General features: G+C 36.4%; 39 protein-coding genes, 1 tRNA gene and 1 pseudogene. 24 read left to right on the forward strand and 17 right to left on the reverse strand.

Annotated elements, in window-relative coordinates:
• Positions 1 to 12: 12 nt before the first annotated feature.
• The 9 genes from ACWYN3_RS10505 (at position 13) to ACWYN3_RS10545 (ending at position 3,626) form a co-directional block, all read left to right on the forward strand.
• A complete protein-coding gene (locus ACWYN3_RS10505) occupies positions 13 to 534 on the forward strand; it encodes a hypothetical protein (protein ID WP_456221104.1) in 522 nt (173 codons plus the stop codon).
• Positions 535 to 686: 152 nt separating this feature from the next.
• Positions 687 to 869 carry a hypothetical protein gene (locus ACWYN3_RS10510; protein WP_456221105.1) on the forward strand — a complete coding sequence of 61 codons (183 nt, stop codon included), beginning with the start codon at positions 687 to 689 and terminating at the stop codon, positions 867 to 869.
• Positions 870 to 913: 44 nt separating this feature from the next.
• On the forward strand, positions 914 to 1,075 hold the full coding sequence (locus tag ACWYN3_RS10515) for a hypothetical protein (protein WP_456221106.1): 162 nt from the start codon (positions 914 to 916) through the stop codon (positions 1,073 to 1,075).
• Between the two features lie 52 nt (positions 1,076 to 1,127).
• Positions 1,128 to 1,382, forward strand: coding sequence for a hypothetical protein (locus tag ACWYN3_RS10520; protein WP_456221107.1), 255 nt, complete (start codon positions 1,128 to 1,130; stop codon positions 1,380 to 1,382).
• The gene (locus ACWYN3_RS10525; protein ID WP_456221108.1) at positions 1,360 to 1,776 is read left to right on the forward strand and encodes a hypothetical protein; all 417 of its coding nucleotides are present in this window, start codon (positions 1,360 to 1,362) and stop codon (positions 1,774 to 1,776) included. The genes ACWYN3_RS10520 and ACWYN3_RS10525 overlap by 23 nt, the downstream gene beginning before the upstream one ends.
• Complete coding sequence (locus ACWYN3_RS10530) at positions 1,777 to 2,370, forward strand: hypothetical protein (protein WP_456221109.1); 594 nt, start codon at positions 1,777 to 1,779, stop codon at positions 2,368 to 2,370.
• A gap of 47 nt (positions 2,371 to 2,417) precedes the next feature.
• Positions 2,418 to 2,879: a sensor histidine kinase gene (locus ACWYN3_RS10535; RefSeq protein WP_456221110.1), complete on the forward strand. Its 462-nt coding sequence runs from the start codon at positions 2,418 to 2,420 to the stop codon at positions 2,877 to 2,879.
• Positions 2,872 to 3,390 (forward strand): LytR/AlgR family response regulator transcription factor, encoded by a 519-nt coding sequence (locus tag ACWYN3_RS10540; protein ID WP_456221111.1) that lies wholly within the window; start codon positions 2,872 to 2,874, stop codon positions 3,388 to 3,390. The genes ACWYN3_RS10535 and ACWYN3_RS10540 overlap by 8 nt, the downstream gene beginning before the upstream one ends.
• Before the next feature lie 38 nt (positions 3,391 to 3,428).
• A complete protein-coding gene (locus ACWYN3_RS10545; RefSeq protein WP_456222951.1) occupies positions 3,429 to 3,626 on the forward strand; it encodes a LytTR family DNA-binding domain-containing protein in 198 nt (65 codons plus the stop codon).
• Between the two features lie 86 nt (positions 3,627 to 3,712).
• Here the strand turns inward: ACWYN3_RS10545 and ACWYN3_RS10550 are convergent, their stop codons facing one another.
• From ACWYN3_RS10550 to ACWYN3_RS10570, 5 genes are all read right to left on the reverse strand, one after another.
• Positions 3,713 to 4,330: a sensor histidine kinase gene (locus ACWYN3_RS10550; protein ID WP_456221112.1), complete on the reverse strand. Its 618-nt coding sequence runs from the start codon at positions 4,328 to 4,330 to the stop codon at positions 3,713 to 3,715.
• Positions 4,327 to 4,788, reverse strand: a complete 462-nt coding sequence (locus ACWYN3_RS10555; RefSeq protein ID WP_456221113.1) for a PAS domain-containing protein — start codon at positions 4,786 to 4,788, stop codon at positions 4,327 to 4,329. The genes ACWYN3_RS10550 and ACWYN3_RS10555 overlap by 4 nt, the downstream gene beginning before the upstream one ends.
• Positions 4,789 to 4,799: 11 nt before the next feature.
• Positions 4,800 to 5,765: a PAS domain-containing protein gene (locus ACWYN3_RS10560; protein WP_456221114.1), complete on the reverse strand. Its 966-nt coding sequence runs from the start codon at positions 5,763 to 5,765 to the stop codon at positions 4,800 to 4,802.
• A gap of 85 nt (positions 5,766 to 5,850) precedes the next feature.
• On the reverse strand, positions 5,851 to 6,312 hold the full coding sequence (locus ACWYN3_RS10565) for a hypothetical protein (protein ID WP_456221115.1): 462 nt from the start codon (positions 6,310 to 6,312) through the stop codon (positions 5,851 to 5,853).
• 11 nt (positions 6,313 to 6,323) lie between these two features.
• The gene (locus tag ACWYN3_RS10570; protein ID WP_456221116.1) at positions 6,324 to 6,686 is read right to left on the reverse strand and encodes an NmrA family NAD(P)-binding protein; all 363 of its coding nucleotides are present in this window, start codon (positions 6,684 to 6,686) and stop codon (positions 6,324 to 6,326) included.
• Between the two features lie 399 nt (positions 6,687 to 7,085).
• Here ACWYN3_RS10570 and ACWYN3_RS10575 point away from each other — a divergent pair, with 399 nt between their 5' ends.
• Complete coding sequence (locus tag ACWYN3_RS10575; RefSeq protein ID WP_456221117.1) at positions 7,086 to 7,376, forward strand: hypothetical protein; 291 nt, start codon at positions 7,086 to 7,088, stop codon at positions 7,374 to 7,376.
• A 59-nt stretch (positions 7,377 to 7,435) separates the two neighbouring features.
• Entirely contained in the window at positions 7,436 to 8,275 is an 840-nt protein-coding gene (locus tag ACWYN3_RS10580) for an FAD-dependent oxidoreductase (RefSeq protein WP_456221118.1), read from the forward strand.
• Here ACWYN3_RS10580 and ACWYN3_RS10585 read toward each other — a convergent pair.
• Positions 8,217 to 8,705: a VOC family protein gene (locus tag ACWYN3_RS10585; RefSeq protein WP_456221119.1), complete on the reverse strand. Its 489-nt coding sequence runs from the start codon at positions 8,703 to 8,705 to the stop codon at positions 8,217 to 8,219. The two genes, ACWYN3_RS10580 and ACWYN3_RS10585, sit on opposite strands and share 59 nt — an antisense overlap.
• 191 nt (positions 8,706 to 8,896) lie before the next feature.
• Here ACWYN3_RS10585 and ACWYN3_RS10590 point away from each other — a divergent pair, with 191 nt between their 5' ends.
• Positions 8,897 to 9,382, forward strand: a complete 486-nt coding sequence (locus ACWYN3_RS10590) for an amino acid permease (RefSeq protein ID WP_456221120.1) — start codon at positions 8,897 to 8,899, stop codon at positions 9,380 to 9,382.
• Positions 9,376 to 10,362 carry an APC family permease gene (locus tag ACWYN3_RS10595; protein ID WP_456221121.1) on the forward strand — a complete coding sequence of 329 codons (987 nt, stop codon included), beginning with the start codon at positions 9,376 to 9,378 and terminating at the stop codon, positions 10,360 to 10,362. The genes ACWYN3_RS10590 and ACWYN3_RS10595 overlap by 7 nt, the downstream gene beginning before the upstream one ends.
• Before the next feature lie 35 nt (positions 10,363 to 10,397).
• On the opposite strand, the gene ACWYN3_RS10600 is transcribed toward ACWYN3_RS10595, so the two are convergent.
• From ACWYN3_RS10600 to ACWYN3_RS10625, 6 genes are all read right to left on the reverse strand, one after another.
• Positions 10,398 to 10,790 (reverse strand): hypothetical protein, encoded by a 393-nt coding sequence (locus tag ACWYN3_RS10600; protein WP_456221122.1) that lies wholly within the window; start codon positions 10,788 to 10,790, stop codon positions 10,398 to 10,400.
• A 35-nt stretch (positions 10,791 to 10,825) separates the two neighbouring features.
• Positions 10,826 to 11,761, reverse strand: a complete 936-nt coding sequence (locus tag ACWYN3_RS10605; RefSeq protein ID WP_456221123.1) for a hypothetical protein — start codon at positions 11,759 to 11,761, stop codon at positions 10,826 to 10,828.
• 71 nt (positions 11,762 to 11,832) lie between these two features.
• Positions 11,833 to 12,873 carry a hypothetical protein gene (locus ACWYN3_RS10610; RefSeq protein WP_456221124.1) on the reverse strand — a complete coding sequence of 347 codons (1,041 nt, stop codon included), beginning with the start codon at positions 12,871 to 12,873 and terminating at the stop codon, positions 11,833 to 11,835.
• A gap of 1 nt (position 12,874) precedes the next feature.
• Positions 12,875 to 13,123 (reverse strand): hypothetical protein, encoded by a 249-nt coding sequence (locus ACWYN3_RS10615; protein WP_456221125.1) that lies wholly within the window; start codon positions 13,121 to 13,123, stop codon positions 12,875 to 12,877.
• Between the two features lie 427 nt (positions 13,124 to 13,550).
• The gene (locus tag ACWYN3_RS10620; protein WP_456221126.1) at positions 13,551 to 14,408 is read right to left on the reverse strand and encodes a hypothetical protein; all 858 of its coding nucleotides are present in this window, start codon (positions 14,406 to 14,408) and stop codon (positions 13,551 to 13,553) included.
• 40 nt (positions 14,409 to 14,448) lie between these two features.
• Positions 14,449 to 14,916, reverse strand: a complete 468-nt coding sequence (locus ACWYN3_RS10625) for a hypothetical protein (RefSeq protein WP_456221127.1) — start codon at positions 14,914 to 14,916, stop codon at positions 14,449 to 14,451.
• Between the two features lie 517 nt (positions 14,917 to 15,433).
• Here ACWYN3_RS10625 and ACWYN3_RS10630 point away from each other — a divergent pair.
• From ACWYN3_RS10630 to ACWYN3_RS10640, 3 genes are all read left to right on the forward strand, one after another.
• Positions 15,434 to 16,372 carry an OPT/YSL family transporter gene (locus tag ACWYN3_RS10630; protein ID WP_456222952.1) on the forward strand — a complete coding sequence of 313 codons (939 nt, stop codon included), beginning with the start codon at positions 15,434 to 15,436 and terminating at the stop codon, positions 16,370 to 16,372.
• A 65-nt stretch (positions 16,373 to 16,437) separates the two neighbouring features.
• A complete protein-coding gene (locus tag ACWYN3_RS10635; protein ID WP_456222953.1) occupies positions 16,438 to 17,403 on the forward strand; it encodes an OPT/YSL family transporter in 966 nt (321 codons plus the stop codon).
• A 211-nt stretch (positions 17,404 to 17,614) separates the two neighbouring features.
• Positions 17,615 to 17,687: transfer RNA gene (locus ACWYN3_RS10640), tRNA-Lys, on the forward strand.
• A gap of 74 nt (positions 17,688 to 17,761) precedes the next feature.
• On the opposite strand, the gene ACWYN3_RS10645 is transcribed toward ACWYN3_RS10640, so the two are convergent.
• Together ACWYN3_RS10645 and ACWYN3_RS10650 are read right to left on the reverse strand one after the other, a co-directional pair.
• Entirely contained in the window at positions 17,762 to 18,151 is a 390-nt protein-coding gene (locus tag ACWYN3_RS10645; protein ID WP_456221128.1) for a hypothetical protein, read from the reverse strand.
• A 142-nt stretch (positions 18,152 to 18,293) separates the two neighbouring features.
• Positions 18,294 to 18,902, reverse strand: a complete 609-nt coding sequence (locus ACWYN3_RS10650) for a hypothetical protein (RefSeq protein ID WP_456221129.1) — start codon at positions 18,900 to 18,902, stop codon at positions 18,294 to 18,296.
• A gap of 629 nt (positions 18,903 to 19,531) precedes the next feature.
• Between ACWYN3_RS10650 and ACWYN3_RS10655 the strand changes: the two genes are divergently transcribed.
• Together ACWYN3_RS10655 and ACWYN3_RS10660 are read left to right on the forward strand one after the other, a co-directional pair.
• The gene (locus ACWYN3_RS10655) at positions 19,532 to 20,662 is read left to right on the forward strand and encodes a DEAD/DEAH box helicase (protein WP_456221130.1); all 1,131 of its coding nucleotides are present in this window, start codon (positions 19,532 to 19,534) and stop codon (positions 20,660 to 20,662) included.
• Positions 20,663 to 20,939: 277 nt separating this feature from the next.
• Complete coding sequence (locus ACWYN3_RS10660) at positions 20,940 to 21,323, forward strand: DoxX family protein (protein ID WP_456221131.1); 384 nt, start codon at positions 20,940 to 20,942, stop codon at positions 21,321 to 21,323.
• 70 nt (positions 21,324 to 21,393) lie between these two features.
• On the opposite strand, the pseudogene ACWYN3_RS10665 reads toward ACWYN3_RS10660, so the two are convergent.
• The 3 genes and pseudogenes from ACWYN3_RS10665 to ACWYN3_RS10675 form a co-directional block, all read right to left on the reverse strand.
• A pseudogene (locus ACWYN3_RS10665) lies at positions 21,394 to 22,160 on the reverse strand (3-keto-disaccharide hydrolase).
• Positions 22,161 to 22,220: 60 nt separating this feature from the next.
• Entirely contained in the window at positions 22,221 to 22,391 is a 171-nt protein-coding gene (locus tag ACWYN3_RS10670) for a helix-turn-helix domain-containing protein (RefSeq protein ID WP_456222954.1), read from the reverse strand.
• A 1-nt stretch (position 22,392) separates the two neighbouring features.
• Entirely contained in the window at positions 22,393 to 23,085 is a 693-nt protein-coding gene (locus ACWYN3_RS10675; protein ID WP_456221132.1) for a hypothetical protein, read from the reverse strand.
• Positions 23,086 to 23,209: 124 nt separating this feature from the next.
• Here ACWYN3_RS10675 and ACWYN3_RS10680 point away from each other — a divergent pair, with 124 nt between their 5' ends.
• From ACWYN3_RS10680 to ACWYN3_RS10705, 6 genes are all read left to right on the forward strand, one after another.
• Complete coding sequence (locus ACWYN3_RS10680) at positions 23,210 to 23,404, forward strand: carboxymuconolactone decarboxylase family protein (protein ID WP_456221133.1); 195 nt, start codon at positions 23,210 to 23,212, stop codon at positions 23,402 to 23,404.
• Positions 23,397 to 23,624: a carboxymuconolactone decarboxylase family protein gene (locus tag ACWYN3_RS10685; RefSeq protein WP_456221134.1), complete on the forward strand. Its 228-nt coding sequence runs from the start codon at positions 23,397 to 23,399 to the stop codon at positions 23,622 to 23,624. Before ACWYN3_RS10680 ends, ACWYN3_RS10685 begins: the two co-directional genes overlap by 8 nt.
• A 36-nt stretch (positions 23,625 to 23,660) precedes the next feature.
• A complete protein-coding gene (locus tag ACWYN3_RS10690) occupies positions 23,661 to 24,290 on the forward strand; it encodes a zinc-dependent alcohol dehydrogenase family protein (protein WP_456221135.1) in 630 nt (209 codons plus the stop codon).
• A complete protein-coding gene (locus tag ACWYN3_RS10695; RefSeq protein WP_456222955.1) occupies positions 24,290 to 24,682 on the forward strand; it encodes a zinc-binding dehydrogenase in 393 nt (130 codons plus the stop codon). Before ACWYN3_RS10690 ends, ACWYN3_RS10695 begins: the two co-directional genes overlap by 1 nt.
• Before the next feature lie 423 nt (positions 24,683 to 25,105).
• Positions 25,106 to 25,420: a serine hydrolase domain-containing protein gene (locus ACWYN3_RS10700; protein WP_456221136.1), complete on the forward strand. Its 315-nt coding sequence runs from the start codon at positions 25,106 to 25,108 to the stop codon at positions 25,418 to 25,420.
• Positions 25,421 to 25,434: 14 nt separating this feature from the next.
• Positions 25,435 to 26,457, forward strand: a complete 1,023-nt coding sequence (locus ACWYN3_RS10705) for a serine hydrolase domain-containing protein (RefSeq protein ID WP_456222956.1) — start codon at positions 25,435 to 25,437, stop codon at positions 26,455 to 26,457.
• The last annotated feature ends 155 nt before the right edge of the window (positions 26,458 to 26,612 follow it).

Genomic DNA, 26,612 nt, shown 5'->3' on the forward strand with positions numbered 1-26,612 from the left:
GACAGATGGAAAGTGGAAACGGGATTCGCTTATAATAAAGACCGCGATGCGGGTTTAATGACCATTGACAAATATAGCCGTCAGGATCATCTGCTGGAAGCCAAAGTGACAATGACTAAATCTTTCAGCCAGCTATCAAATTTCAAATTTGGTGCAGAAACGTTTCATACAGGAAGACTGGAAAGCTTAAATGGACTATCAAGAGAATATAATGATCAGGTAAGCTCAGGATTTGCTGAGACTGATTTATTTTTAACCGATAAAATTGTCGCACGCTTAGGTTTGAGAGGGGAATATTCTTCTTACCTGCAAAAATACAACCTGGCACCAAGAACATCTTTAGGTTTAAAAACAAGCGCCATTCACAGTTATCTTTTGCTTATGGACGCTTTTATCAAAATCCAGAAGACGAGTACCTTGTTATCAAACCGACTGGATTTGAGCACGCTGACCATTATATCCTTAAATATGAAATCAATACACCAGACAGGAACTTTAGAATTGAAGGATATTATAAAGATTATAATCGTCTGACTAAATTAAACAATGGTAATCCTGATAATTCAGGCAGCGGTTACGCAAAGGGTTTTGAGTTATACTGGAGAGACAAAAAAAGTATCAGAAATGCTGATTACTGGGTTTCCTATTCATTTCTGGATACCAAAAGAAATTTCAGGGATTACCCAATGATGGCCACTCCTTCTTTCGCGGCCAAACATACGGTCTCTGTTGTTTACAAACACTTTATTGAATCCTTACATACTCAATTTGGCGGGACGTATTCATTTGCATCTGGCAGACCTTATGTTAACCCAAATAATCCGGTCTACTTAGCTGATAAAACTCAAACCTACAATAGCCTTAGTTAAATATAAATGCAAGCTACCTTACTCATATTTTCAAGCAGTTCACAGTGCTTTATCTGAACATCAACAACGTACCCGGATTTAACCAGGTTTATGGTTACCAGTATAGTGCAAATGGGTTAAACAGACAGACTCTTGTACCCGCAGCAAAAAGAGATTTCCTGGTAGGAATACTACTTACAATTGGCGACAACACCTTTGTCAGATAAGACCTTTACAAAAATAATAAAATAAATATCACATACATATAAACAAATCATCATGAAAAATCTAACAAAATCGATCACATTCATTCTTGTCCTTATTGGCTTAAACAGCTTTGCTCAAAACACCGATTCAAAATTTGTACAGGCCACAAAAAATGGTCTGGCTCTGATAGCAGGTGCTAAAGGAGCTGAAGATTACATTAAAGCCGAAAACTATTTTGAGCGTATCGCAGCTGTAGAAACTAAAGAATGGACCCCCTCTTATTACGCAGCCTATTGTAATCTTTATGCTGGGTTTCAATACAGCTGACAAAGAACTGAAAGACCAATATTGGGACAAAGCATTATTAGAAATTGACAAAGCCGGTATACTATCAGCAAACAACAGTGAAATCTATGCACTGAAAGGTGCCCTTCAATTTATGAAAATGTCAGTTGATCCAAGATCAAGAATGTATTATATGAGCGATTCTGCAGAGTCTCTGGAAAAGGCAACAGCTCTCAATCCTGAAAATCCACGCATTTATTTAATCAAAGGTCAGGATACTTTTTACACACCCGAAGCTTTTGGTGGTGGGAAAGAAAAAGCTAAACCAATTTTAGAATCGGCAATAGCAAAATTTGCTATATTTAAGCCCGCAAATACTATAGAACCTAACTGGGGCGCAGAATCTGCAAAAGCATTATTAGCACAATGTAAATAAATGAATATTTTAGATAATGGCGGTAAAGGACAGGACCCGGATAAAAGTCTGAATAATTTTAGCTCCATTAGCTGGCTAAGGCTAAACCTTTACAATCTGGCTGTTGGAGCCGGAATAGGTTTGATCCTTTCAGTTTTAATTAGCGCCTTTAAAGGTGGGTGGATTGGGATGAAAGGCCTTACCTACCAGATGTTGTTCAGTACAGTTATCGCCTTTTGCATAGTCAACAGTATATATATTACTCAGAAAGTATTAAAGCTGACTAAAGGAAAAGGATGGCTGTTTCTAATCGTATATTATCTATCAAGTATAATAGGGATGTTAATTGCTATAGAAATGATATACCTGATTAAAGCATTGCTTTTTAATCAGGAGTATCATTTCTTACATCTCGAAGATGCCCGTTTCAGTATTGTTGTCGTTGTAATTGTCTGTACAGTTATTCATGTTTACACTTCTCAAAAAAGATTGATGAATGCGAAATTAGAAGAGAAAAACATCAATATGCTGAAGTTAAGCCAAATGAAAACACAGGCAGAGCTGGCTACACTCCAATCAAAAATTAATCCTCATTTTCTCTATAACTCTCTCTAAATGCAATTGCCAGCTTAGTCCATGAAGACCCGGACAAAGCGGAACGTATGACTATTCAGCTTTCAAAACTATTCAGATACAGTATCAATCAAAATCAGGAAAACCTCGTTACCGTGCAGGAAGAAATGGAAATTGTGAGTACTTATCTTGATATTGAAAGAGTAAGATTCGGAGACCGGATTGATTTCGTAATTGCAGTTGACGAAGAATTATTAAATGATAAAATCCCCAGGTTTCTGATTCAGCCATTAGTAGAGAACGCGTTAAAACACGGCTTAAAAAATGTAGCAGATCATGCCTTGTTACGTATTGAAATACAGAAAACAGATAAAATTATGATCTCAATTATTGATAATGGCATTCCTTTTCCAGAAGAACTGGAAACCGGATATGGCTTGCAAAGTACTTATGAAAAGCTTCAATTACTTTACAACGATAATTATGAAGTTCAAATTCTTAATCAACCAGTTAAACAAATAAAGATCATTATTCCCTTTACACATGGATAAGCAGTGGAACACAATAATTATAGACGACGAAGAACTGGCAAGAAAACGTCTTAAACGCTTGCTTTCAGTCCATGATTGTATCAATATTATCGGAGAAGCAGCCAATGGTGCTGAGGGTTTGCAGCAAATAGAAAAGCTTAACCCCGATTTAGTATTTCTCGATATAGAAATGCCAGTTTTGAACGGTTTTGAAATGTTAAGTCATCTGGCGAAACCACCAAAAGTAATTTTTACTACAGCCTATGATCAATATGCCGTAAAAGCTTTTGAGGAAGAGTCTATCGATTATCTCTTGAAACCAATAGAAGACGAAAGACTGGCAAAAGCTGTTAAGAGATTACAAACAAAGCAACAGGAACCGGATTACAACATCCCTCTGGACTTATTAATGCGGCAGCTTAAAATAAAAAAGGAGATTAAAACACTAACAGTCAAAATAGGTGATAGAATTCTGTTAATCAAGATTCAGGATCTGGTATATATTGATGTGAAGAAAAATATGTTTTCCTGAATACTGTAGATGGGAAAAGAAGTCTGACAGATTTCACGATAACATCTCTTGCCGAAAAGCTACCGGATCAATTTGTCAAAATCAACAGAAGTACAATTATTAATTCTGATTTGATCAAAGAAATAAAAAGAGGTTTCAACGGAGCTTTCTTTTTTATCATGAACGATCTTGAAGGGACAAAATTAAATTCGAGCCGGAGTTTTGGTCCCACGTTAAAAGACATCTTTGATATTTAAGTAAATAGAAAAAAAATTCAGCTAAACAAAAATCGACACCAGAACTAAAACCTTTATACCAGGAACTTCTAATGATCAATTAAAACTTAAAGAGGCAAAATAAACCAAAAAGTACTACCTACCCCTACTTCACTATCTGCGCCAATTTTCCCTTCATGTTTTGAGATAATTTCTGAGCTGATATAAAGCCCTAAACCTAAACCAGGCTGTTTAGACTCTTCTACTCTATAATAACGATCAAATAAATAAGGAATTTTATCAGCAGGGATTCCGGGGCCCTTATCCGTAACAGATACTTTAACTGTATTATTTATCTTTTCCAGATTGACCAGAATCTCTTTTGACTCAGGAGCGTATTTAACAGCATTAGTAAGCATATTAACCACTACCTGATCTATGCGTTCCTGATCAGCAGTAACCAGTAAATCTTTGTCACCAGTAATTACAGTATTATTCTGATCACCATTAAATACATGCTGACAGCAGCTTTCTAGCAGGCTGGATAAATTGAAGGAAGTCTTTTTAAGAACAATCCCCCCTTCAGCTAACTGAACAGGGTCTAACAGATTATTTATCAAGCCACTCACCTTCTCAACACTTCTACCAGCCAAACCTATTAAGCTTTGCATTTTTTCAGAAGAATTGTGTTTCATCCGGTCTAATAACTGCATTGAAGCTTTAAGTGAAGCTACAGGGGTCTTCAATTCATGACTCGCAATACTAATAAAATCATCCTTTTGCTGTTGCAATATATTTTGAGGTCATTGATATCAGTTGCAGTTCCAATCCACAGCAATACAGCATCTACATCATCCTTAATAGGCTGCATTCTAATCAAATACCACTTATAATCATCATTCTCATCTTTCAAACGAGCTTCGTAATACCCACTATCTTCACTGTCCAGAATAGCTTTAAATCTTTCTGAATGATTTTTCAGATCTTCAGGATGCATCATATCCTGCAAAGTCATATGCTGATCCCCTTCAGTACTGATTCCTGTATAACTGTACCACTGTTCGTTGTAAAAATTAATCTCCCCATCAATGGTATTCGTCCAGGCTATTTGTGGAATCGCGTTTAAAAGCAGACGAAAACGTTGTTCATTTTCTTCTACTTCCAATCTGACCAATACCATATCGGTAACTTCATAGACAAACAACAGAATGCCGTCTATAACTCCTTTTGAATCGAACCTAGCCTGATATATAAAATTGAAATAACGTTCTTCAGCATTTCCGTCTCTTCTTTTGCAAGTGGAATCAGCATTTCACTTCCCTGGAAAGTTTCTCCGGTGGCGTAGACCTCCTGCAAAATATCCCACATGAGTTGCCCTTTAATTTCAGGTAATGCCGTTACAAATGTTTTTCCGATAAGATTACGGCCAGGAAATAACTCCTGAAAAGAAGGATTAATCAACTCAAATATAAATTCAGGGCCATCCAATACGCAAATACCAGCTGGAGCCTGCATTAAGAATCTTTTAAGCCTGTCTTTCTGAGTTTCAATTTCAGGTTTTTTATCTGAATTACCATCAGCATGCTGGTTAACCTTTTCTTCTAATTGCTGACTTAGCTTATTTAACTTTTCCTGTGTTTGAGCTAGCTCATCATTAATAGCCTCTATTTCTTCTGTTGCCACCTCTAATTGCTCATTGCCTGTTTCGATTTGCTCATTCGCAGCAACGAGTTCTTCTCCAAGCTGTGTTTTAGTAACAGGCAAAATTTCTATATGATTATCGTTATCAATACTGTGCCATATCGAAAGCAGATATTCTACATCATTAACTAAATTCAGTACAGGTATAATTTCTATACGCCAGGCTCTTTGACCTGGAATATCCGCCGTATTCTCAATTGAAGTAAACTTAAAAAAAGGCAGTTGAATTACTTCTTTTTTTGCTTTTGACAAAGCCAGGTTATCAATAAATAATGCAAGATCTTTTGCATCTGATAAAGATTCAAACACTTCGCTGATTTTAGCACCTGTAACATCCCTGTCAAGGGTATTACTTATTATTTTATGTTGTTTATTATGCGCAATTATAATAAGCTCCGAATCATCTGCATTAACCACAAGCATTGGAAGCGTTGCATAATTAAATACAGATTGAAAAAGTTGTTCACTTGAAAGAATCATCAAAAAAAGGTAGTATTAAATAACCCCACAAAGATAAGGTTATATTTTTATTCATTTTTGACCATTGCTTTTTCAATAAATTGTTTCAAAGTCTCCTTTCCTTAACAGTAATCGTACCGTTCCCTTCTGGATTAGATTTGCCGGACACCACCGTTTCTGTCATTTCAATAAAATTCTTTATCCCATCTTTTGAGAACTTCAATGCTGCCAATATCTCTGACCAATCGTCTTTCGGAATTTGTGAAGCCGTGATTTCCTTTCCCAGGATCTCAGAAAATACCGCAGCAACATCACTGGAACTTAACCGGACCGGACCTTCTATTTCATAAATCTTACGGTCGCCATGATCATCTGCAATAACTTTTGCCAATAATTTTGCTACGTCATGAGGTGAAACCATTGGAATGGCCAGCCCAACCGGAAAAAACGTCGGTAAAACACCCTCCTTTTCTGCTTGCCTCAGATAAGGAAGCCAATTACTATAGTAATAAGCCGGGCGTATAAAAATCTGCTTAACATCGAGATCTAAAAATTCATGTTCAAGCATATACGACATCTTTAGATTTCCACTATGGTTTTTATATTGCGCCCCCATGGAAGACAAACCAACAATTTTTTTTTAATTGGCGAATCAATAATTGCCTTTCTATAATTATCAAGGATGATTTTGGTATCACCCAAAACATCTTCTATTTCCCCATCTTCGGGTGTTAAAACAAAAAGTGTTTCCCCATCCTGAAAGGACTCTTTTAAAAATTTATCATCATGTACGTCACCGATAGCCACATTCGCACCGATTTCTATGAGTTTAACTGCTTTTTTTTCATCCCTGATGATCCCTTTAACCGGCTGTCCTCTTTTGACCAGATCAGCAGCTATTGCTAATCCAACTTGTCCCGATGCACCTGATATTATGTTCATAGACTATCATTTAATTAAAAACTATCTCTGAATTCCCCAGCGCTCCTAATAACAATAGTCAAGTGATTTTGTTTCTATTTATCTACGTATTTTAAAGCCGCTTCTCCGTAACGTGACCCGGTATTTGGATAACGTAAAAGCAAGTCATCAATGGCTTTTAAATCCGCAGAAGTTAGCGTTAGATCTGTTGCTCCTACGTTATCTTCCAGATTCTTTCTCTTTTTAGTTCCTGGAATTGGTGGAACATGGTATTAACCTTAATCTAATAGCAGATAAGTTTCCAAAAGGGGTTTAAAAGCAATACATAAATTGGCGTTTTAATTTCTAATCTGATTCAGAAAATATAGTAAATCCTATTGAAATAAATAATTATATTGAAATCGGGCTTAATCAAAAGAAATGAATGAATTCGATATCATAGTTATAGGTAAAGGCTTAGTTGGATCGGCTGCTGCTAAATATCTCTCTTTAACAAATAAAAAAATTGCAATTATAGGCCCGGATGAGCCTTTAAACTACAATAAATCCATTGTATTTGCCAGCCACTACGATCAGGCCCGTGTGCAGCGGTTGATTGGTAAAGATAAAGTATGGACAAATCTAAACCTGGAATCAGTCAAACAATACCGATCAATACAAGAACAAAGTGGTATCAACTTTCAGGATACGGTAGGCTGCTTATATATATAAACCCAGCCGGGAAAGACGACTATCTTAATAAAGCAGCATTTCTGGCCAGTAATTTTAAGTTGAATTATACTTCTTACTCCAGTGGTGCAGCGATCTCCAGAGACTTTAATGACTATCATTTCCCGGAAATTTCCCAGGGCTTGCTAGAAAAATCCCCCGCAGGTTTGATTAATCCACGTTTGTTACTGAAAGCACAATTATCCATTTTTGAGAAAAATAAAGGAGTAAACTTTAGTGACACAGTTTTAGATATCACCCATCATAACCGTGGATATTCAGTTAAATCCAACGAAGGGAATACTTATCATGCTCCTAAAATTTTGCTGGCCGCAGGATCATTTGTGAACTTTTTCAACCTTTCTGCTCAGAAATTAGATTTAAAGCTAAAAAATGAAATTATCTTATTAGCAAGACTAAACCTTGAGCAAGCAAAAGAATTAGCGCAACTCCCCTCTCTGTTATATGAAATTGACAATGGGACAACTGAAGGGATTTATCTGATTAAGCCAGTTCAATACCCCGATGGTAACTATTATATAAAAATGGGTTGTAATATGCCTGAGGATATTTATTTTGACAATATTAAACAGGTTCAGCATTGGTTTAGAAAGGGTAATAGTGATCAGTTTATCAATAGATTAAAACAAGAACTTTTAAAAATCTTACCAAAGATTGAACCCATAGCATATTTGACCAAACGATGTATCATTAACCGATCCGTGCACGGAAGACCATATATTGGTGAAACAAACCAGCCTGGGTTATATGTAGCCAGTGGTTGCAACGGATATTCTGCGATGTGCTCTGATGCCATTGGAGGAGTCGCGTCTCATTTGCTGATCAACAGAAAACTTCCCGAAAATTATTCGGTAAAAGATTTTGAAGTCTTTTACCGATAATTCCGGCGTCAGGAACCAATAAATTTATAGTGTTAAGTGCCTGGAGGGATTGAATGCAAAGCGACTCTGTTCCCTTCAACATCCAAAAAAACAGCCATATATGTCCATAATCCGGACTAATTTCTGTTTTAGGAACAAGAATCTTTCCTCCTGCAGCTTCAATTCTATCTAGTACGATCTGAACATCAGGATTGGCATTCAGGTAGATCAGTGTACCGCTATCAGCTGAAACATTATGAAAACCCTCGCTTTTGGCTAAAGCACCGCCTACTCCTACCATCGGATCTTTTATTGGAAACAGCCGCATTTCAAAATCAGGCATATCCATAGGGATCATTTGCATATCAAAAATAGTCTCATAAAATTTCTGCGACCGGTTAATATCATTGGCTGGTATTTCGAACCAGCTTACAGCATTTGAAAAACTCATAATAATAAGATTTTTGGTTAAGTCTATCTAAATATAATAAGAAACCCCGATTTAATATCCAGGTAAAACGAATATAAAACCTTAGCTAATTTATTGAGAACAACAAAGACTACTATTTTAGTAGTTTAAATATAATATTTATACATTTGCCCTCCTTATGTCATACAGCGCTAATCCATTAAAAATTAAATATGTTATTCAAGAAACCAATAAATCTGCTCATAGAGGAACAAAAAAACAATGGTGAACATGGGCTAACCCGCACATTAGGCCCTTATAATCTGATTGCATTGGGTATTGGTGCAATCGTTGGAGCTGGTATATTCTCATTAACCGGCATTGTCGCTTCGGAAAATGCCGGCCCGGCTGTAATTCTTTCTTTCATTCTCGCCGGAGTTGCCTGTGCTTTTTGTGCACTTTGTTATGCAGAATATGCTTCCATGATACCTGTAGCTGGTTCAGCCTATACTTATACTTATGCAACTTTAGGAGAATTTATGGCCTGGATTATCGGTTGGGATCTGGTACTTGAATATGCGCTCGCCTCTGCAACAGTTGCGGTAAGCTGGTCTAGTTACGCCACTAAATTACTGGCACAATTACACATTAAACTGCCACCAGAATTAACAGGTTCACCTTTTGATGTTATAAAATTAGCAGACGGAACTATATGCTAAAAGGTGGAATTATAAATCTTCCGGCTGTATTTATTGTTGTAGTGCTCTCTCTTGTTCTGGTTAAAGGAACGAAAGAATCAGCAACGATTAATAATTTACTGGTGATTCTAAAAATAGGCGTTATTCTACTCTTCATCGCCCTTGGCTGGTCTTTCATCAATACAACTAATTACAGTCCGTTTATTCCTGAAAATACAGGGGAATTTGGACATTTCGGCTGGTCTGGAATTATCAGAGGTGCAGCAGTTGTCTTTTTCGGATTTATCGGTTTCGATGCTGTTTCGACTGCCGCTCAGGAAGCTAAGAACCCTCAAAAAGATATGCCTATCGGAATTATCGGATCATTATTAGTAGCAACGGTACTTTACGTAGCATTCTCTTATGTCATGACTGGTTTAGCCCCATATACAGCATTTAAAGGGGATGCCAGCCCTGCTGCTACTGCATTTGCAGTAACTGGCTATCATTTTCTAAACAGTGCGCTAATTATAGCGATCCTTGCCGGGTATACATCAGTAATTCTGGTTATGTTATTAGGTCAGTCCCGCGTTTTCTACAGCATGTCAAAGGACGGGTTATTACCTGAGTTTTTCAGTAATATTCATCCCCGCTTTAAAACACCATGGAAAAGCAACCTTTTCTTTCTTGTTTTTGTAGGCCTGCTTGCGGGTTTAGTCCCAATTTCAGATTTGGGTCATATGGTTAGTATCGGAACCTTATTTGCTTTCTCATTAGTAGCGCTGGGTGTGATCATTTTAAGACGTACAAACCCTGAAATACCAAGATCATTCAAAGTTCCTTTTGTACCGGTTATTCCAATTTTGGGAATTGTGGTATGTGTTTGTTTGATGGCTGGCCTGCCTATAGAAAGCTGGGAACGTCTTTTTATCTGGATGGCGATTGGTATTATATTTTACTTCATTTACGGGAAAAAGAATAGTAAACTGAGAAAACTGTATCAGGAGAATTCCAGTAAATAAGTCTTGAAATCATTAAACAGGTGTAATGAACCTGTTTAATCTTTAAAATACAGATAACTGAAATTAATTACTTGTTTTTTGATATTTTTCATTTCATCAACAACAGTTTCTCCATCCTCTGACATGATTTGTGTTTTAATAGTAAGACTAACTGGTCTGCCATCTTTCATTTTAAAAATATGACGACGTCTTATTCCATCAATTGTTTTATCTAAAACCAAGTTTCCTTTAGCATCTATAAATTGTACCTCAGTTAGCTCACTGAACTTAGAATCGTAATATATCTTGTATTTAATAGTAAGTGGTAATGTTCCTTTTGTCGAACTTACATAAGTTAGCATTGGCTGAGACTCTTCATTAACAGCTGGCCTTGTCAGCATATCCAGTACATCCCCATTTGGATTATTAGCTTGCAAGTCAAGTTCCACACTACCATTAGCTTGTTTAATTAACTCATTCTGGCTTAAAACCAATTCTTTCCTAAATGGAACTGGTTCATAAAGCAGATAGATCTTGTTTTAAAATAAAAATCACCGGCCATTGTGTATCGATCAAGTTTGTGATTCCATTTATTAGCAATAATAACTGTATCTCCGGAATAACTAAATTCCTGAAACGGTACGGAATTCTCTGTAAACAAATAAGGTGCATCATTTTTGTATTCAATTGATACGGTACCCAATGCATTAAGCATATTTGTGACTTGTCCTTTATCATTAAAATCTAAAATGATATTCATATAATGATGAGTATCGTTAATTAGTTTCATCTCTTTAACACCTTTAAGATTAAAAAGCTGCAGCGGCAGATAATGATCCTTATAATTTAGATTGACAGCAAGAAACATAGCCTGCCTGGCGGCTGCGCTGGTCGGGCTGAATACAGTCCTGTAATGTACAATGGCCATAGAGTCCAGTTCATTCTTCAGCATATAGGCAGAACGAAATTTAGCTTTCCTCTGTTTTGCAACAAGCTCTGTTAACTGATACATCTTCTCACTTTTAAGAATTTTATCTCTTGGTTTACCACTCCAATAAATAAACCCCTTGTACTCATCAGGCAACGTCAGCATATTTACAGTCTCTGCACTGCCGTTCACGACTTTGAGATAAGTATGTTTGAAAAGATATTTATAATTGAACTTCTCTTTAGGAAAATATTTATGAAGCTCATTCCACTCCCGTTTTGCATAAGATAAAGCAGAAAGATCAAATTTATAATCAATAGATAAATCATTCAAATCGCTTTCTTTTAATTGCTGCACATGGCGAAATTCATCATCACTAATGATGGCAGGTATATTATGAAAGATAAATGTCGGTTTACCTGGTTTTAAAATTAATGTATCACAGCTTGTACAAGCCCATTTGTTTATACGGATTATATTTTCTTTTTTCATCTGTGCTTTTATACCACAGGTAATAAAAAGCATAAGCACTACTAATATTTTTTTCAATTACGTCTTGTTTTTTAGAATAGACCGGGAACTTTCTCTAATAATCTCTTTCCCTTGTCCTTTAAATCATTACCCTTATCCATGAGAGATTTAGGATCAGTCATTTTCTGCATTTCAGTATTGATAACCTCAAACTGATCAATCGTATCAAAGATATGATCGGTATGTTTAATGTTATTTTCTTTTAACAGTTTTTTCCAGTCAATTTTCGCCAGAATGACCAGCATTTGCCGGGTTGCTATTTTACCTATAAAGAACTTGTCATAAACAAGGTTAAGTTTGGCATCAGGTTTTCTTTCATTTAAATAGTCAATAGATTCTTGTATAGACTTTCCTTCACTTTCAGAAAGCAAAGGGCTTTTTTTAAGCTTATTCAGTGAAGCTATTGCCTGAGCATTCTTTCCTCTTTTAATATATACATAGCTTTCTATACTCAACACTGTTTCATTCTGAATCCCCAATTGATGTGCATCAGTCAGGAAAATTTCAAAATCATCCAATGCTCTTTCTTCATCAATATCACGTTTCATCATTAAACGATCCAATCCTCTGAAAACATGATTTAAACCATGAAAAGCAATATGCGTTTGTTCATTATTAAATTTCCCCCAATTAAAAAAAAATGATCTTGTATAAGGTAAATCAACATGAGGCTGATTATCAAGCCATTTTATATTATTGCTAAGCTCATCCTCAGACAGGTAATGAAATTTATTTGTAAAAAACAATAAACCACGTACAAACTGTAATAATGTTTTTATTTCACTATCCGGTAATTTATCTGGCTGGGTTTTACTGCATTCATATAGAGATATTTCCATTCCCAGATCTCTTGCAGCTAATGCAACCATACTCAGAATAGCGTGTTCCGCATTTTGTAATACAAGCTTATCAGCCTCAGCACGACGAACAGGAACCTTTCCCGGTTGCAGTCCATCTAGTAAAGGAGGAAAAATATCTTCGTCTGTTCTGATCACAAAATCTTTAATCCTGCTATAATCACGATATAATAAAGCAGCATCAACGAATGATATGCTTTTTTCTCCAGCTTTCATTTTATCGATCGATAGTCTGAGATACAGTTGATAATTCTTTAGCATGCTCGCGGTAAGCAGGCATAGTCGTATCCTTCACAGCAGAGGCACGCAACCCCATTTTAACAAACTTCCAAACTATGATTTTATCAGATGTCAGGCTTTTGACCAATGCTATACGATCTTTTTCGAGCAACAATTTGTCTGTTTGTTCACTTGAACATCCGGTCATTGTTAAAGCAATAGCTGAAAACATTAAATACTTTCTCATCCTGAGCAAAATAATACTTTTTATTGTTAACTCAGCTACCAACCTGCATATTTGGGTTTATTCCAATTTTCGACATCTGCACAGTTCTAAGAATGTATATTTGAAAATGAAATTGAATCGTACATTAACCTGGCTGGTTTTGGGATACTTATTTATTAATATGTACCTGGAAGGACTAGCTAACACTGGTTCAGTGTATGAGACTGATTATTATCTTTATCAGCTGCTTTTGTTTTGGATCCTGGCCCTCATAGGGTTTAAGCACCTGTGCGATTATCCAAAGACATAACTGGTTCCATAAGGAGAAACTAATATCGACAATAATTCTTTTACCACTGTGTACCCCTATACCATTTGTACTGTTCATTAAACTCTGTACAAATCACCAAACGTTCTCCTGATTTAGTCTATGATGCCTATGAAAAGATTAACATCCACCAAAACCATAAGAGACAATCACGCCATCTTTTGTTTCTTTAAGTGTAACCTTTGACGAACCACCCTCCTGCTCATAGAAGAATTCCAGGTCAACATTTTGATCTTGTTTATCTCCTTTATTATACCACCAGCTAAACTGGTCATACGGGCTATTAGTCACCTGCCTCTTTTTTGTTTTTTTAACATTGTCAATCGTGTTATTATAGGAAGTTAACTTTAATAATAACAAGACTGCTTCATGTTTTTTTAATCCTTTCAGAAAGAGTTTATAGGTTTCACCGCCCGGGCCACCTTCTTCAAAATAGCTAAAGGATGCTAAAAAATAATTGCCATTTTTATAACGGTAGCTTTTCTCATAATTAATTTCATCCTTACTCTCTTTTGGTAATTCTTTTTTATGTTTTAATACAGGAGCCCCAAACAACCTGGCCAGATAATCGGCTGTTATTTCTTCAAAAGAGTTGTTAGTAGTTTTAAGACTTTGTAAATCAGCCAGGCGAGATAAAAACAGATCCGGAACATAACCAGTTTTACCTTGATAACTAACCATTACCCAATTTCCAGGCATCACATAAAAAGTACCGCCAGTACCGTATATATCACCGTTTTCTGGAAGTGCAGTACTACCGTAATAACTCAGCACAACATTAAAAGACGGTGATCCTTTAGCAGGATCAATTTTTTGTACTGATCCGCTTTTTGGAATGTTGATCATAATATTACTTTTCACATTCGGCTTTGCATACAAAGGGAGACTACTGCCCTTCCAATTATAGTATGGTTTAACCTGCGCATTTGTATAAAAACTTACAAACAGAAAAAAAAACAGGATTATCATTTTTTTCATTGAAACAAAGTTAAAATAAATTCTCATCTCCCTCCTGAGACTATTCAAAATGGAAAACAGGCTTTTTAACCGAAGGCTTTCCTTTAAAAGATTTAGGTGCCAATGCATCTGTACCTTTAATTTTAAAAATTTTGATATCTCTAACAGAGGCTTTGCCACTTACAGCAAAACCGATCTGACCTCCCGGCTTGACAAAGTTCTTAGTATCAGTAAAAGAGATAATATCTTCATCATTGATCCAGACAAAAAATTGGCTCCCTGTTTTTTGTATTTTCCAATTTTGCCAGGTATGTAATTTAACCCTGTCCACTTTCGGCATTGTACCAATGTGACCAGTACTTTGGATAAAACTCCCTCTGTTATCCAGATTAGCTAACAGTGAACGGTCTTCAATTGCAACTCTGTCTTCTAACTGATTAAGCATGATCCCCAGAAACTTAGGACCATTCAAATTGAGAATTACTTCAAATAAATTAGATTCAGGTTCTACTATTGATGAAAAAGTCAAAATGTAATTCTCTGGAATTGATTTATTACAAAGTAGAATAGCCCAGTTTACATCTCTGCTCCCATGGATTGTATGATCTTTAATCTCCCATTCTCCATTTACTGTCAGCCAGTTTTTTTTTGAAGGTTATTCTTTCCAAATGTTTCCTCAAATACAACTTTTCTTTGTGCATTAGTAATAAGCACTGTACTGATAATCAAAAATAATGATAGAAGGATTTTGTGATAGTTCATTGTTGACATTTAATAATACTGGCCAAAGATATCAGGATAATATAAATGACCGGCTTAAACCCAAAGGAATCTACAGTGGATTGTGTACCATTTACACTACCTAAATACTAAAATACACGGTTTATTTACCTTTAGCCTTGTTAGGTGGGCAAAAAAAGATACCTTTAAAGCATATTTTTTTACAATGATTAAAGAAGAATTTAAGCCTTTCATACCTGCAGAAAGTAATGTAGCAGAGTTTTTACAATTAAGTCCATTTTTTATTAGGATGTATAGCCGGGATTATATTTGGTGCCGCCACAGTATATCTCGCATTAAAAGCAGGGTTAACCGTCTCAGCATCAATACCTATTGCCGTATTGGCTATTACGCTGGGTAAAAAGTTTTTTAAAACAACCATTCTGGAGAATAACATTATTCAGACCACTGGTTCGGCTGGTGAATCAATAGCCGCCGGAGTCGTATTTACACTTCCTGGGTTTTTATTCCTGAGTACCGATATTGGTGGACAAAGTTCAGGAGAAGCTTTCTTTAACTACATGACCATCCTGATTTTAGCAATTCTGGGGGGAGTGTTAGGAACAATGATGATGATTCCTTTACGAAGGTCATTGATTGTTAAAGAGCATGAAACCTTGCCTTATCCGGAAGGAACAGCTTGTGCATCAGTATTAAAAGCAGGAGAAAGAGGCGGATCATTTGCCCGTACAGCCTTTTGGGGTTTAGGCTTCGCCATGATGATTTACGCGTTGATGCAAAAAGTATTCCATGTGATTTCAGAGGCACCAACCTGGGTGACCACTCAAGCAAACAAGTTTCTGCCTTCTGCACAGGTTAGTGGAGAAATCACTCCTGAATATATGGGGGTTGGTTATATTATCGGACCAAAAATTGCAGGAGTATTAGTTGCCGGTGGAGTATTAGCCTGGCTTGGTCTTATCCCATTACTAGCCACATTAATTGATCCTGCATTGGCAGCTCATCAACTGGTAAAGCTGGGATTACTTGCTGATATTACCAAAGCAGGTGGCTCTGTAGGCTGGAACCCGGCAACACAAACTTTTTCAGATTATCCACTGGCAATTTACCAGGCCTATGTGAAACAAATCGGTGCCGGGGCGGTAGCAGCCGGAGGATTTATTACTTTGTTAAAAACCATTCCAACTATCATCTCTTCATTTAAAGATAGTCTTGGTTCTATAAAAAAGAAGGAAAAACCGTAGCAGATACTAAAAGAACCGACCGTGATCTTTCACTTAAAGTTGTTGGTGTTGGTAGTTTAGCCTTAATTATCCTGGTTGCTGTTTTACCGCAAATTCCAAGTAATGGAATTTTAAGTAATCTATTAATAGGTGTTCTGGTAGTCCTGTTTGGTGCGTTCTTCGTTACAGTTTCAAGTCGTATTGTAGGTTTGATCGGATCGAGTAACAATCCTATTTCTGGAATGACTATTGCCACAATCATGGGAACTTGTCTCGTTTTCATTGCAGTTGGCTGGACAGGTAAGGTTTACGAGCCTATGGCATTAGTTGTAGGTGGTATGATTTGTATTGCAGCAGCAAATGCAGGTGCAACTTCTCAGGATCTTAAAACTGGTTATATTATTGGTGCAACGCCAAGGTATCAGCAAATTGCATTATTCATAGGTGTTATTGTATCATCTATCGTAATTGGACTTACGGTTCGCATATTGGACACGCCTACTCCGGAAATGCTTGCACAGGGTATTAAACATGCAATTGGTACTGAATTATATTCTGCGCCACAAGCTACATTAATGGCTACCTTAATTAAAGGTATGCTTTCTTTTAACCTGGATTGGCAATATGTACTGGTTGGTGTGTTCATCGCTATCACTATAGAGTTATGCGGTATTAATGCGTTGTCATTCGCTGTAGGTGCTTATTTACCTTTATCTACTACCCTTCCAATTTTTGTTGGGGGAGCGATTAAAGGAATTGTAGACTGGAAAGAAAGGAAAAAAATAAAAACACCAGAGGAAGAAGAATTGGGCCCGGGAAATCTCTTTGCCACGGGGCTTGTAGCTGGTGGTGCACTGGCAGGAGTTGTCGTCGCTATTTTGATGGTTATCCCTTCAGTACGGAGTAATCTGAGCAAAATAGATGTTCAGCCTTTATTTACCCGCTGGTTTGGTGCCGGTGGTTACGAATTACTAGGTGTACTGATCTTCCTTTTCATGGGATTTGTTTTATACAACATCTCAAAAAAGAAAAATGAGGCAGAAGAGATATAAAAATAGACAATGATAAAGGAGGTTTTAGCAATCATAAACCTCCTTTAAAACGTTAATTTAACAGTTTTTTAACGTTAACCGTAATTAATCAGGCTTAGAATCAGGCTACTATAAGATAAGCGCAATATTTATTTGCAGTATACGTATCCTACTCCTATATTTGCATCACTTTAAACGGAAACGCTTAAAGTATTGTTCTGAAAAGAATGATGATTCCGTAGCTCAGCTGGTAGAGCATTACACTTTTAATGTAGTGGTCCTGGGTTCGAATCCCAGCGGGATCACGAAAGAGGGCAATCAAAATTGATTGCCCTCTTTTTTATTTATAACAACTCCTTGTTTTTTTTAGCGAGTTAGTTTACTTTTCGAAAACTTCGAAAAACCAATCTCCTCCATTTTCAAACACTATAGCTACAATCAAAAGCACAACAAAGTATAGTATTAATTGCATGAGAAACAATATGATATTTGTTTGCCTGCCTACAGGAAGTTCTCTATTGCGAAAGAATATATAATATCTTAAAATAAAAAATATCAATGCTGTAATTACTCCACAAGGGATGCCGGCCCAAAATGCTATAAATCCCTGAAGCCATCCCCCGGCCCCGTAAATATACCAGCACGTTGCACTTACAATAGCACTCAATAATATGAATGCTAAGTATTTTATAAAACGACCGCCTGTGAGCCCATACAGGATAGATACAATAGACAATCCAAGCCCTATATATGAGAAAGTGAATTCCATTATAGTAGTGGATGTAGAACGCTCCAGCGGATAAATAACAAACAGATTAACTAAACAAATAACAATCCCCGCGATGAGAATTATTTTTCTGAGTTTACTATACTTACTTATTTCCATAGATTTAGTTCACATAAGCAAGTAATCAGATAATTTCCAGATCTGTTTTACCCAATGGAATATAGAATGTAAAATCTAATGATAGTTCTTCATTATCTTTCTCATTTTTAAATATTAAAGCAGGCTCACCATCAGGCCTGACCAAGATTGCAAGTTTTCCATTACCGAAGGTCTTCAAGATGGCATTTGCGGGTATAGGCTCCAATTTATAACCGGATTTTAAGTTGCCAATCATACCTGTAAGCCTATCGTCCGATTCTTCTTTGCTCAGGTACATTGTAACAGCAGCAATACTTTCTCTATTGGCTATCAATTTTTTGATTTGCTCCAGATCACCTTTTACAATCAAATCTGCAAGTTGCTGATAAGCACCCCGTAGTTTATCCTTTAATCCTCCAACTGATCCAAGATCCGTAGCGGTCTGGTAGGCGATTACTGTGTATGGGACCTCCGCATTAAAAGTAGCCGTATGCGTTAGGAAGCTGTTTTTCTTTGCAGGATCAACTTTCTCTACAGCATACTCTCCGGGAAGTTGTTCTTTGAAATGAAGATTATTAGCGGCATCAAAAACCTTGATATTATAGCTAAACTGTGCATTCGGGTGTAAAACCTTCTGACCAGCAATGGGCAGCAAACTTTGATCGTAATCTGCTGTTTTCCGCTCTGCAAAATACCTGAATTGATTGGAATACTCGTAGAAGTTTGGCCTTCCAAATTAAGTGTAAATACAAGCACATCATTAACCCTGATTTCAAACAGGCAAAATGCTGCGCTAAAATCTACTTGATAATAAGGTTGTACGGTTGCATAGCTTGCTGTTTTTTTAATTTCCAATGGAGTCGAATTTAAAGAAACGCGATTTTGTGAATGGCATCCAAGACATAGCAAGAGACACATGAACAGTAAGGAGATTTTTATTTTCATAAAAAGGGAAACAATTAAAATATTTGTTTATTACTAATAAAAATAGGAAATATATTTTTCAATTCAAATATAAAGATAGACTGTAGAGACAACATTATAAATGCCCAATATAGAAGCAGCATTCCATTCTTTCCAAACGCAACGTCAGGATTAACTTTTCAAAGAAAAGAGTATTCTTCTGTATTTATAAACCTGGGGAACTGCGGTTATTTTCCAGAATGATACCTTTATAAGCTTAAGCAGAGCCAGTACATAGCGACGAAAACAGGATTGCATTACATCAATCAGTTAAATAACAACGTTTTTTGTTTATTTTTACAAAAAAAAAAATCTAGTAACATGCCTTTTACATCCTTAGGTTTATCACCTGCTTTATTAAAAGCATTGGTAAATCAAAATTTCACAGTACCCACTCCTATTCAAGAAACAGCTATACCAGCCATATTAAATAAAAAAGATATTTTAGGCATTGCTAAAACAGGATCCGGCAAAACTGCCAGTTATGTTTTGCCACTTTTAATGAATTTACAACAAACATCAGGAGTAAAAAATCGCCATGCAAATGTATTAGTTTTAGTACCTACCCGCGAACTTGCAGAACAGGTAAAAAATGTTTTCCAGAGTTTTAGCCAGGCACTACCAGAGTCTATCAAAACACTGGCAGTATATGGTGGAGTTTCCATTAACCCGCAAATGATGGCTATGCAAGGCGTAAATGTCTTGGTGGCTACACCGGGAAGGCTATTGGAATTAGTGGATTCAAATGCAGTACACCTATCAAGCATTGAAACTTTAGTACTGGATGAAGCTGATAAGATGCTCAACTTAGGGTTCAAAGAAGAGGTGAACAAAATTTTTGCTCTTTTACCTGAAAAACGTCAAAATATATTGTTTTCAGCGACATTGAATGATGATCTACAGCATATTCACCAAATCCTGCTACATGATCCTGTAGTTATTAAGATAGAGGATGACGAAGGTTCGCTTGATCTGATCAACCAGATAGCCTATATAGTTTCGGACGAAAAGAAAGGCCCCTTTTTACGTTATCTGATCAATCACCACGAAATGAAGCAGGTACTGGTATTTGCTTCTTCAGTTAAACAGGCTGAAGCTATCGTGAACAAGCTTCGCAAAAATAATATTGACGCAAAAGCTATTCACAGCAAAAAAAGTCAGGGCAACAGAACCGATTCTTTACAACATTTTAAATCAGGCAAACTTAGGGTATTAGTTGCCACAGATTTAATGGCAAGAGGAATTGACATTAATTTCCTTCCTTTTGTGATTAATTATGAATTACCACGATCACCTAAAGATTATATCCACCGCATAGGCAGAACTGGCCGTGCAGACACAGCAGGAGATGCTATTTCGCTGGTGAGTCAAAATGAACTCCATCATTTTGAAGTAATCCAGAAGAAAATGGGTAAACAAGTAGAGTTAATTGATAGCGAAAACATCCTGTAATAAGAAAACTGATCAGCTTCAGCTAATACGATTAGATTTGAAATCCAGGTAGAAATCAGGAAATAAGAAATGCCTCAGAAAATATTTTTTGTGGCATTTCTGTTTGTTATACATCCAAAATTCAGCTATCAATCATAATAATTCACAACACTAAGTCATTGATTTACAAAATTAAAACAGTAATTTAAATCCTCATAAAAATCTGGTGACAGAAAGAAATAGATCTGATCAAAAAAGAACGTTGGATTAAAAATTATTAACAACTAAAATCAATAAAATGAAAATCTTGAAAACCGTATTATGCATTCTTTTCGCCCTCATGTTTATCAATGCGGGGTTAAACAAATTCTTTAATTATATGCCTATGCCAGAAATGACGGCAGAGCAAATGAAACTAATGGGAGCTTTTGGTACAATTACCTGGTTAATGCCTTTAATAGGCACTATTGAATTAATTGGGGGCCTGCTTTTTATATTACCAAAATACCGGGCGCTTGGCGCCATTGTGATTTTGCCTGTCATGGTTGGCATTATAGTCCATAATACTATTTATGAACCATCAGGTTTACTTATAGCTTTACCATTTTTCCTGATCAATCTTTGGATAATTGGAGATAACTGGAGTAAATACAAACCTATGATCAGTGATTCAAAAGTTTAGACGCTACTCTTCCAGAACCTTTGCTATTACCTGGGCCAACTTTGCCTTGTTTTTCGCATAAGGTTCTAAATTATAAAAGCCTTACCTTTTTAAATTCGATAGGATGACTTTCACTCTGCAAAGAGATATAGCCGCCTGTTAAGGCTTTACCATCTATTTTCATTTTCGGATCGTAGTTGGCTACATTGCCCCCACCGATCTGAGGTTTCGTATATTCCAGCACCACCTCTTTATCAATAATATGCTTAATCACTGAATCTCCTAAAACCAAAAATTCGGCTGTAACCCACTGATCACCTGCATACGTTTTCGATTTAGAATCTAAACAATGTGGTGTAAATAACTTCCCTTCGTAAACGATTTGTGTACCAGGGGTGCAGACATTACTTGTATGACGGTCATGTGTACCATCACCACCTAAAATTTGCCCCTCCACGGAAATTGGAAAATCCTGATCCTTAAGCATAGTTTCAGGTGCCTGACAATGCAACATAGCGCCACTATTTCGTAAAGCCCAACCCTCTCCGCCTTTGGCCTGTTCACCAACAAAACGATAGGTTACTTTTAACAGATAATAGAAAAAGGTTTCTTGTAAAAAATATGGCCATATTGCTGATCAAAATCTCCATAACCATCATAACTCACTTTCATCAAACCATCTTCTACACGAAATGTATTTGCATAGTTCTCTTTATAATCATGTTTAGAAATTTTAATGTTCCAGTCTTTCAAATCTTTTCCGTTAAAAAGATCAACCCAGCCTTTTTGGGCAGAAGAATGGTTTACAAATAAGAAAGTCAGGGATATAAAAAGCGATAGACTGATTTTTAGTTTCATACTCAAAAGCAAATGGTTTATTTTAAAAGTAGGGATTTAAATCAGACCCGGCAATATTTATCAATGTAACGATTTAGGTATAACATTACGTGCACCTTTTCTGATCTGTAACATCCCTGTTCCATAATGCCTTTTCATCATTCTGTTCAGGTGGCTGCTATCCGTAAACCCCAGTTCCCACGCAATCTCTTTTATTGGAGTAGCAGTATAAATCACGCGTGATTCTGCAATCTTAAGGGGATTTTAATATGTAATCCTGAAAACTTTCCCCGGAATTTCTTCTAAAGTATTCACTAAAATAAGTTGATGAAATCCCGAAACGTTCAGAAAGATACTCAACGGTAATCATATTCTTATTGAGAATATGGAAACTAATAAAACTTAAAAGCTCTGCAAACCTGGAATCGCTAATCATTCTTCCTTCTAAAATCCCTTTCTGAGCATTGCGTGAAAGAATTGCAAGAATAGAAACCAGTGTGGTTCTTATAATGAAGGCAGAGCAAAGATCCTTATGTTCATATTCATAAAGTACAGAATCGAGTAACCTTTTAACTTGCTCTCTATCTCCAAAATCCTTAATAAGTTCACCAGGATGATGGTTATGATTAGCCAGAATAAAATTTAAACGGCTAAACCAAGAACTATAGTCAACCTGATCATTTGATAAAGGGATAAAGTAACTGCTGGTAAAACGTACAAATAGAAAACGTGCAGATTCTTCGATAACATATTTGTTGTAACATTTTGCAGCTGGCAAAAGATGTATATCATTCTGTTGAAATGGTAGTTTAATACTGTTTACACTTTGCAGACCACTTCCTTCCAGTATATAAACCAGTTCGAAAAAATTATTGGTTCGGCTTCTCTCCTGCCATTCTGCATAACTGGCAATCTCGATGGCAAAGCTATCATGTAAAAAATCCATAGCACAAAACTAGCTATTCTCTGACGCCATAAAACATAATCCAAGAATATTACTGTTTTTTCAAATCTGTTTACCATTCGCAAAGATACCACTCTCCTACTTTTGAGGCATAAAATAATTACATATGAACTATCAGGAAATATCAAAAGAGACCATAGGTTATTTATATAAATCACATCAAAGTATCAGAAAATCTGAAATAGATATTCATTTGATCGCTTTAGCTGAATTATATGTATCACAAATAAATGGGTGTGCATACTGCTGTAGTTTTCATTCGGGTGAACTTCGCGAATTAGGTATAAAGCAAAGTGATTGATCAGTTACCGGGCTGGAAACACTCAGATGCATTTGATCACAAAGAAAAATTAGTATTACAGTGGGCTGAATCAATTACCAGGATGCAAGGGAATCTAAAGGATTACAGAAGTCAGCTGGAGGCATCTTTCAGCGAAAAGGAAGTAGTAGATCTTACTGCCAGTATTTCATTAATGAATGCGTTGAACCGTCTTCGGATTACGCTTGGTGATTCGCATTAACCAGTACAGACTAATAGAAATTTTAAATAAAAAAAAATGAAAGCAGTACAACTAACAAAATTTGGAATTGAGCATTTCACTGTAAATGAAGTTGAAACTCCCAAACCACTAGACAATGAAGTTTTGGTTAGAATAAAAGCAGTATCATTGAATTATCTTGATCTGATTTTAGCGCAAGGAAGCTTTAACCCTGATCTTGCTTTTCCATATATACCAGCTTCAGACGGTTGTGGCATTGTAGAACAGATCGGAACAAACGTTACTAAATGGAAAATTGGTGATGATCGGGTTGCCATCCAATATGTACAAAAATGGACTAAAGGTAATATTGATAAGGAAAGTAATTCGATTCGTGTAGCGTGGCAAACTGCGGGAGTAATGGCAGAATATGCATGTATCCCGGAATATGGATTGGTAAAAGCACCCGATAATCTCAGTTTTGAAGAAACTGCAACACTGCCAATTGCCGCATTGACAGCATGGCATGGTTTAATAAACCAGGCAAAATTGCAACCAGGTCAAACTGTACTTACACAGGGTACAGGCGGTGTTTCTTTATTTGCACTGCAAATAGCAAAGGCTGCTGGCGCGAGAGTTATTGCAACGACAAGCAGTGACGAAAAAAAAAAACCAGAAAACTCAAAGAAATCGGGGCTGACGAAGTAATTAATTATACCGATTACCCTGAATGGCATAAACAGGTACTTGCATTCACTAACGGCGAAGGTGTTGATATCACCATGGATATTGCCGGAACCAAAACAATTGAACAATCACTCTTATCAGTTAGGGAAAATGGTTTTGTGGGTACTGCAGGTTTCATTTCCGGCACCGTCCTCCCCTTAGATATACATAAGCATAAGATCAACATGTCTTTTCTTCGGATACAAGGATTGGCCGTAGGCAGTGCCGAAAGTTTTTCAGCTTTAAACAGGGCTATTGAAATTGCAGATATCCATCCACTTATTGATTCTGTATTTACCATTGATCAGGTTAATGAGGCTTACAAAAGACTTAAAGAAGGAAAGCATTTTGGGAAAATTGTCATCTCAGTTTAGGCTGATTTCTGATAACGCCTGGATTCTGATTGACAATTTACGCTATCGCGAATTGTCAATCATTTCTCTTTCAACAATGATCATCTTCCTAAAGCTAGTTACCAATCGAACTTACAATATAGCATCCATCCAGACTGTGTATATAGTCAGTAGTTTAAAATTCAGTCCGGGAACTGCAAAAAGATCAAGTTTCCCTTCCTCATTATTCCTATAGTATGGCAGCAGGTACACTTTTTTTTTTTCTTCATAAGTTAATAATCAGGATGTTATTTTTTGTACCGTCTATTTAAGACTAAATTATCAATAATTTCTTTATTCTATACACAGAAACCAGTAAATACCTATGTTTTTAAACAATATTATCTATTTGTAACATAAAACTTCAGTCCTTGTCTTATCAATGAATTAACGCTCCAATTAACCATGAATCCTAAACAACTAATAACAGCTTTTTTATTCTTTGGAATACTCGCCCCTGTTTTATCTAAAGCGCAGAAAATTAATCAACCAGATAGTATTGATCTGTTTTTAACTCAAAAAATGCATGATCAACAAATTCCGGCCCTGCAACTCGCAATAATCCGTCAGGGAAAAATTGTAAAATTAAACAGTTATGGAACCGCCAACCTCGAAAATGCTATTCCAGTAACCGATCAAAGTATTTTCTCTATAAATTCGATTACCAAAGCTTTTACGGGCGTAGCAATTATGCAGTTAGCTGAAGAAGAAAACTACTAAAGATAACTGACCCTATTTCCCTTTACCTTGACAGTCTTCCTGTATCCTGGCAAAAAATAACCATGAAACAAGTATTAACCAATACCTCAGGATTACCAGATATTTTGGATGCTAATGAGCAGGTATTAGAAAATGGAGATGAAAACCTGGCCTGGAAGAAAGTACAAACATTACCTTTGGAATTCAATGCAGGTGATAAATTTAGTTACAATCAAACTGGTTATGTTATTCTTGGAAAAATCATTACAAAACTGAGTGGTGTACACTTTACAAAGTTTATTGAGGATAGACAATTTAAAATGGCAGATATGCCATTAACAAGGTTTGGAGATTCATTTGATGTGGTTCAGCATTCAGCAGGAGCCTACACCATGGTTAAATATGTTGGTGGCCAACCAGTAAGAAGTAAGAGCCCAGGAACTGGCTACATCCAATTTCCCGTTTTTTTCAGAACTGCCGCGGGAATTTTGTCTACAGCAAAAGATATGGGAAACTGGATTATTATTGCACTAAAAAGCAGTAAATTATTAAAACAAAAAGCCAGTCTGGAAACATTATGGGACCCTGCAATATTAAATAATGGCAAAATAGGTGGTTTTAATCAGCTTACAAATGGTTATGCACTTGGATGGCCAACAGTGACCAGAGCAGAGCACCCAGCCGTTGGCCCTGTTGGTGGTGGAAGATCTGCACTATTTATCTATCAAAAGGATGATCTCTCTATTGTCGTACTCACTAATCTGATGGGTGCGAATCCCGAAAGATTCATTGATGAAATAGCAGCATATTATATCCCGGAAATGCACAAATCAAATGGTTTTGGCTTATCCCCTGCTATTCGAAAATTAAGGACTGAGCTAATGAAGCAAGGTTTTGATCAATCAATGGCAGTTGCAGCGGACTTAAAAAAGAAGGACCCGTTATTTAGTCTGGATGAAAATGAGCTTAACGGATGGGCATACCAGTTATTAGGTCTGAAAGAAACAAATAAAGCACTCTCTCTCAATTTTCAAACTCAATGTAAAACTTTATCCTGAAAGTGCTAATGCTTATGATAGTCTTGGAGAAATCATGGAATTCACTGGCGATACTAAAGAGGCTCTTTTAAACTACAAAAAGTCTCTGTCACTCGATCCTGATAACAAGAATGCAAGACAGCGTATAAAAGTTCTTTCGGGCAGTTAAACCTGGA

Source organism: Pedobacter sp. NJ-S-72 (assembly GCF_053890575.1).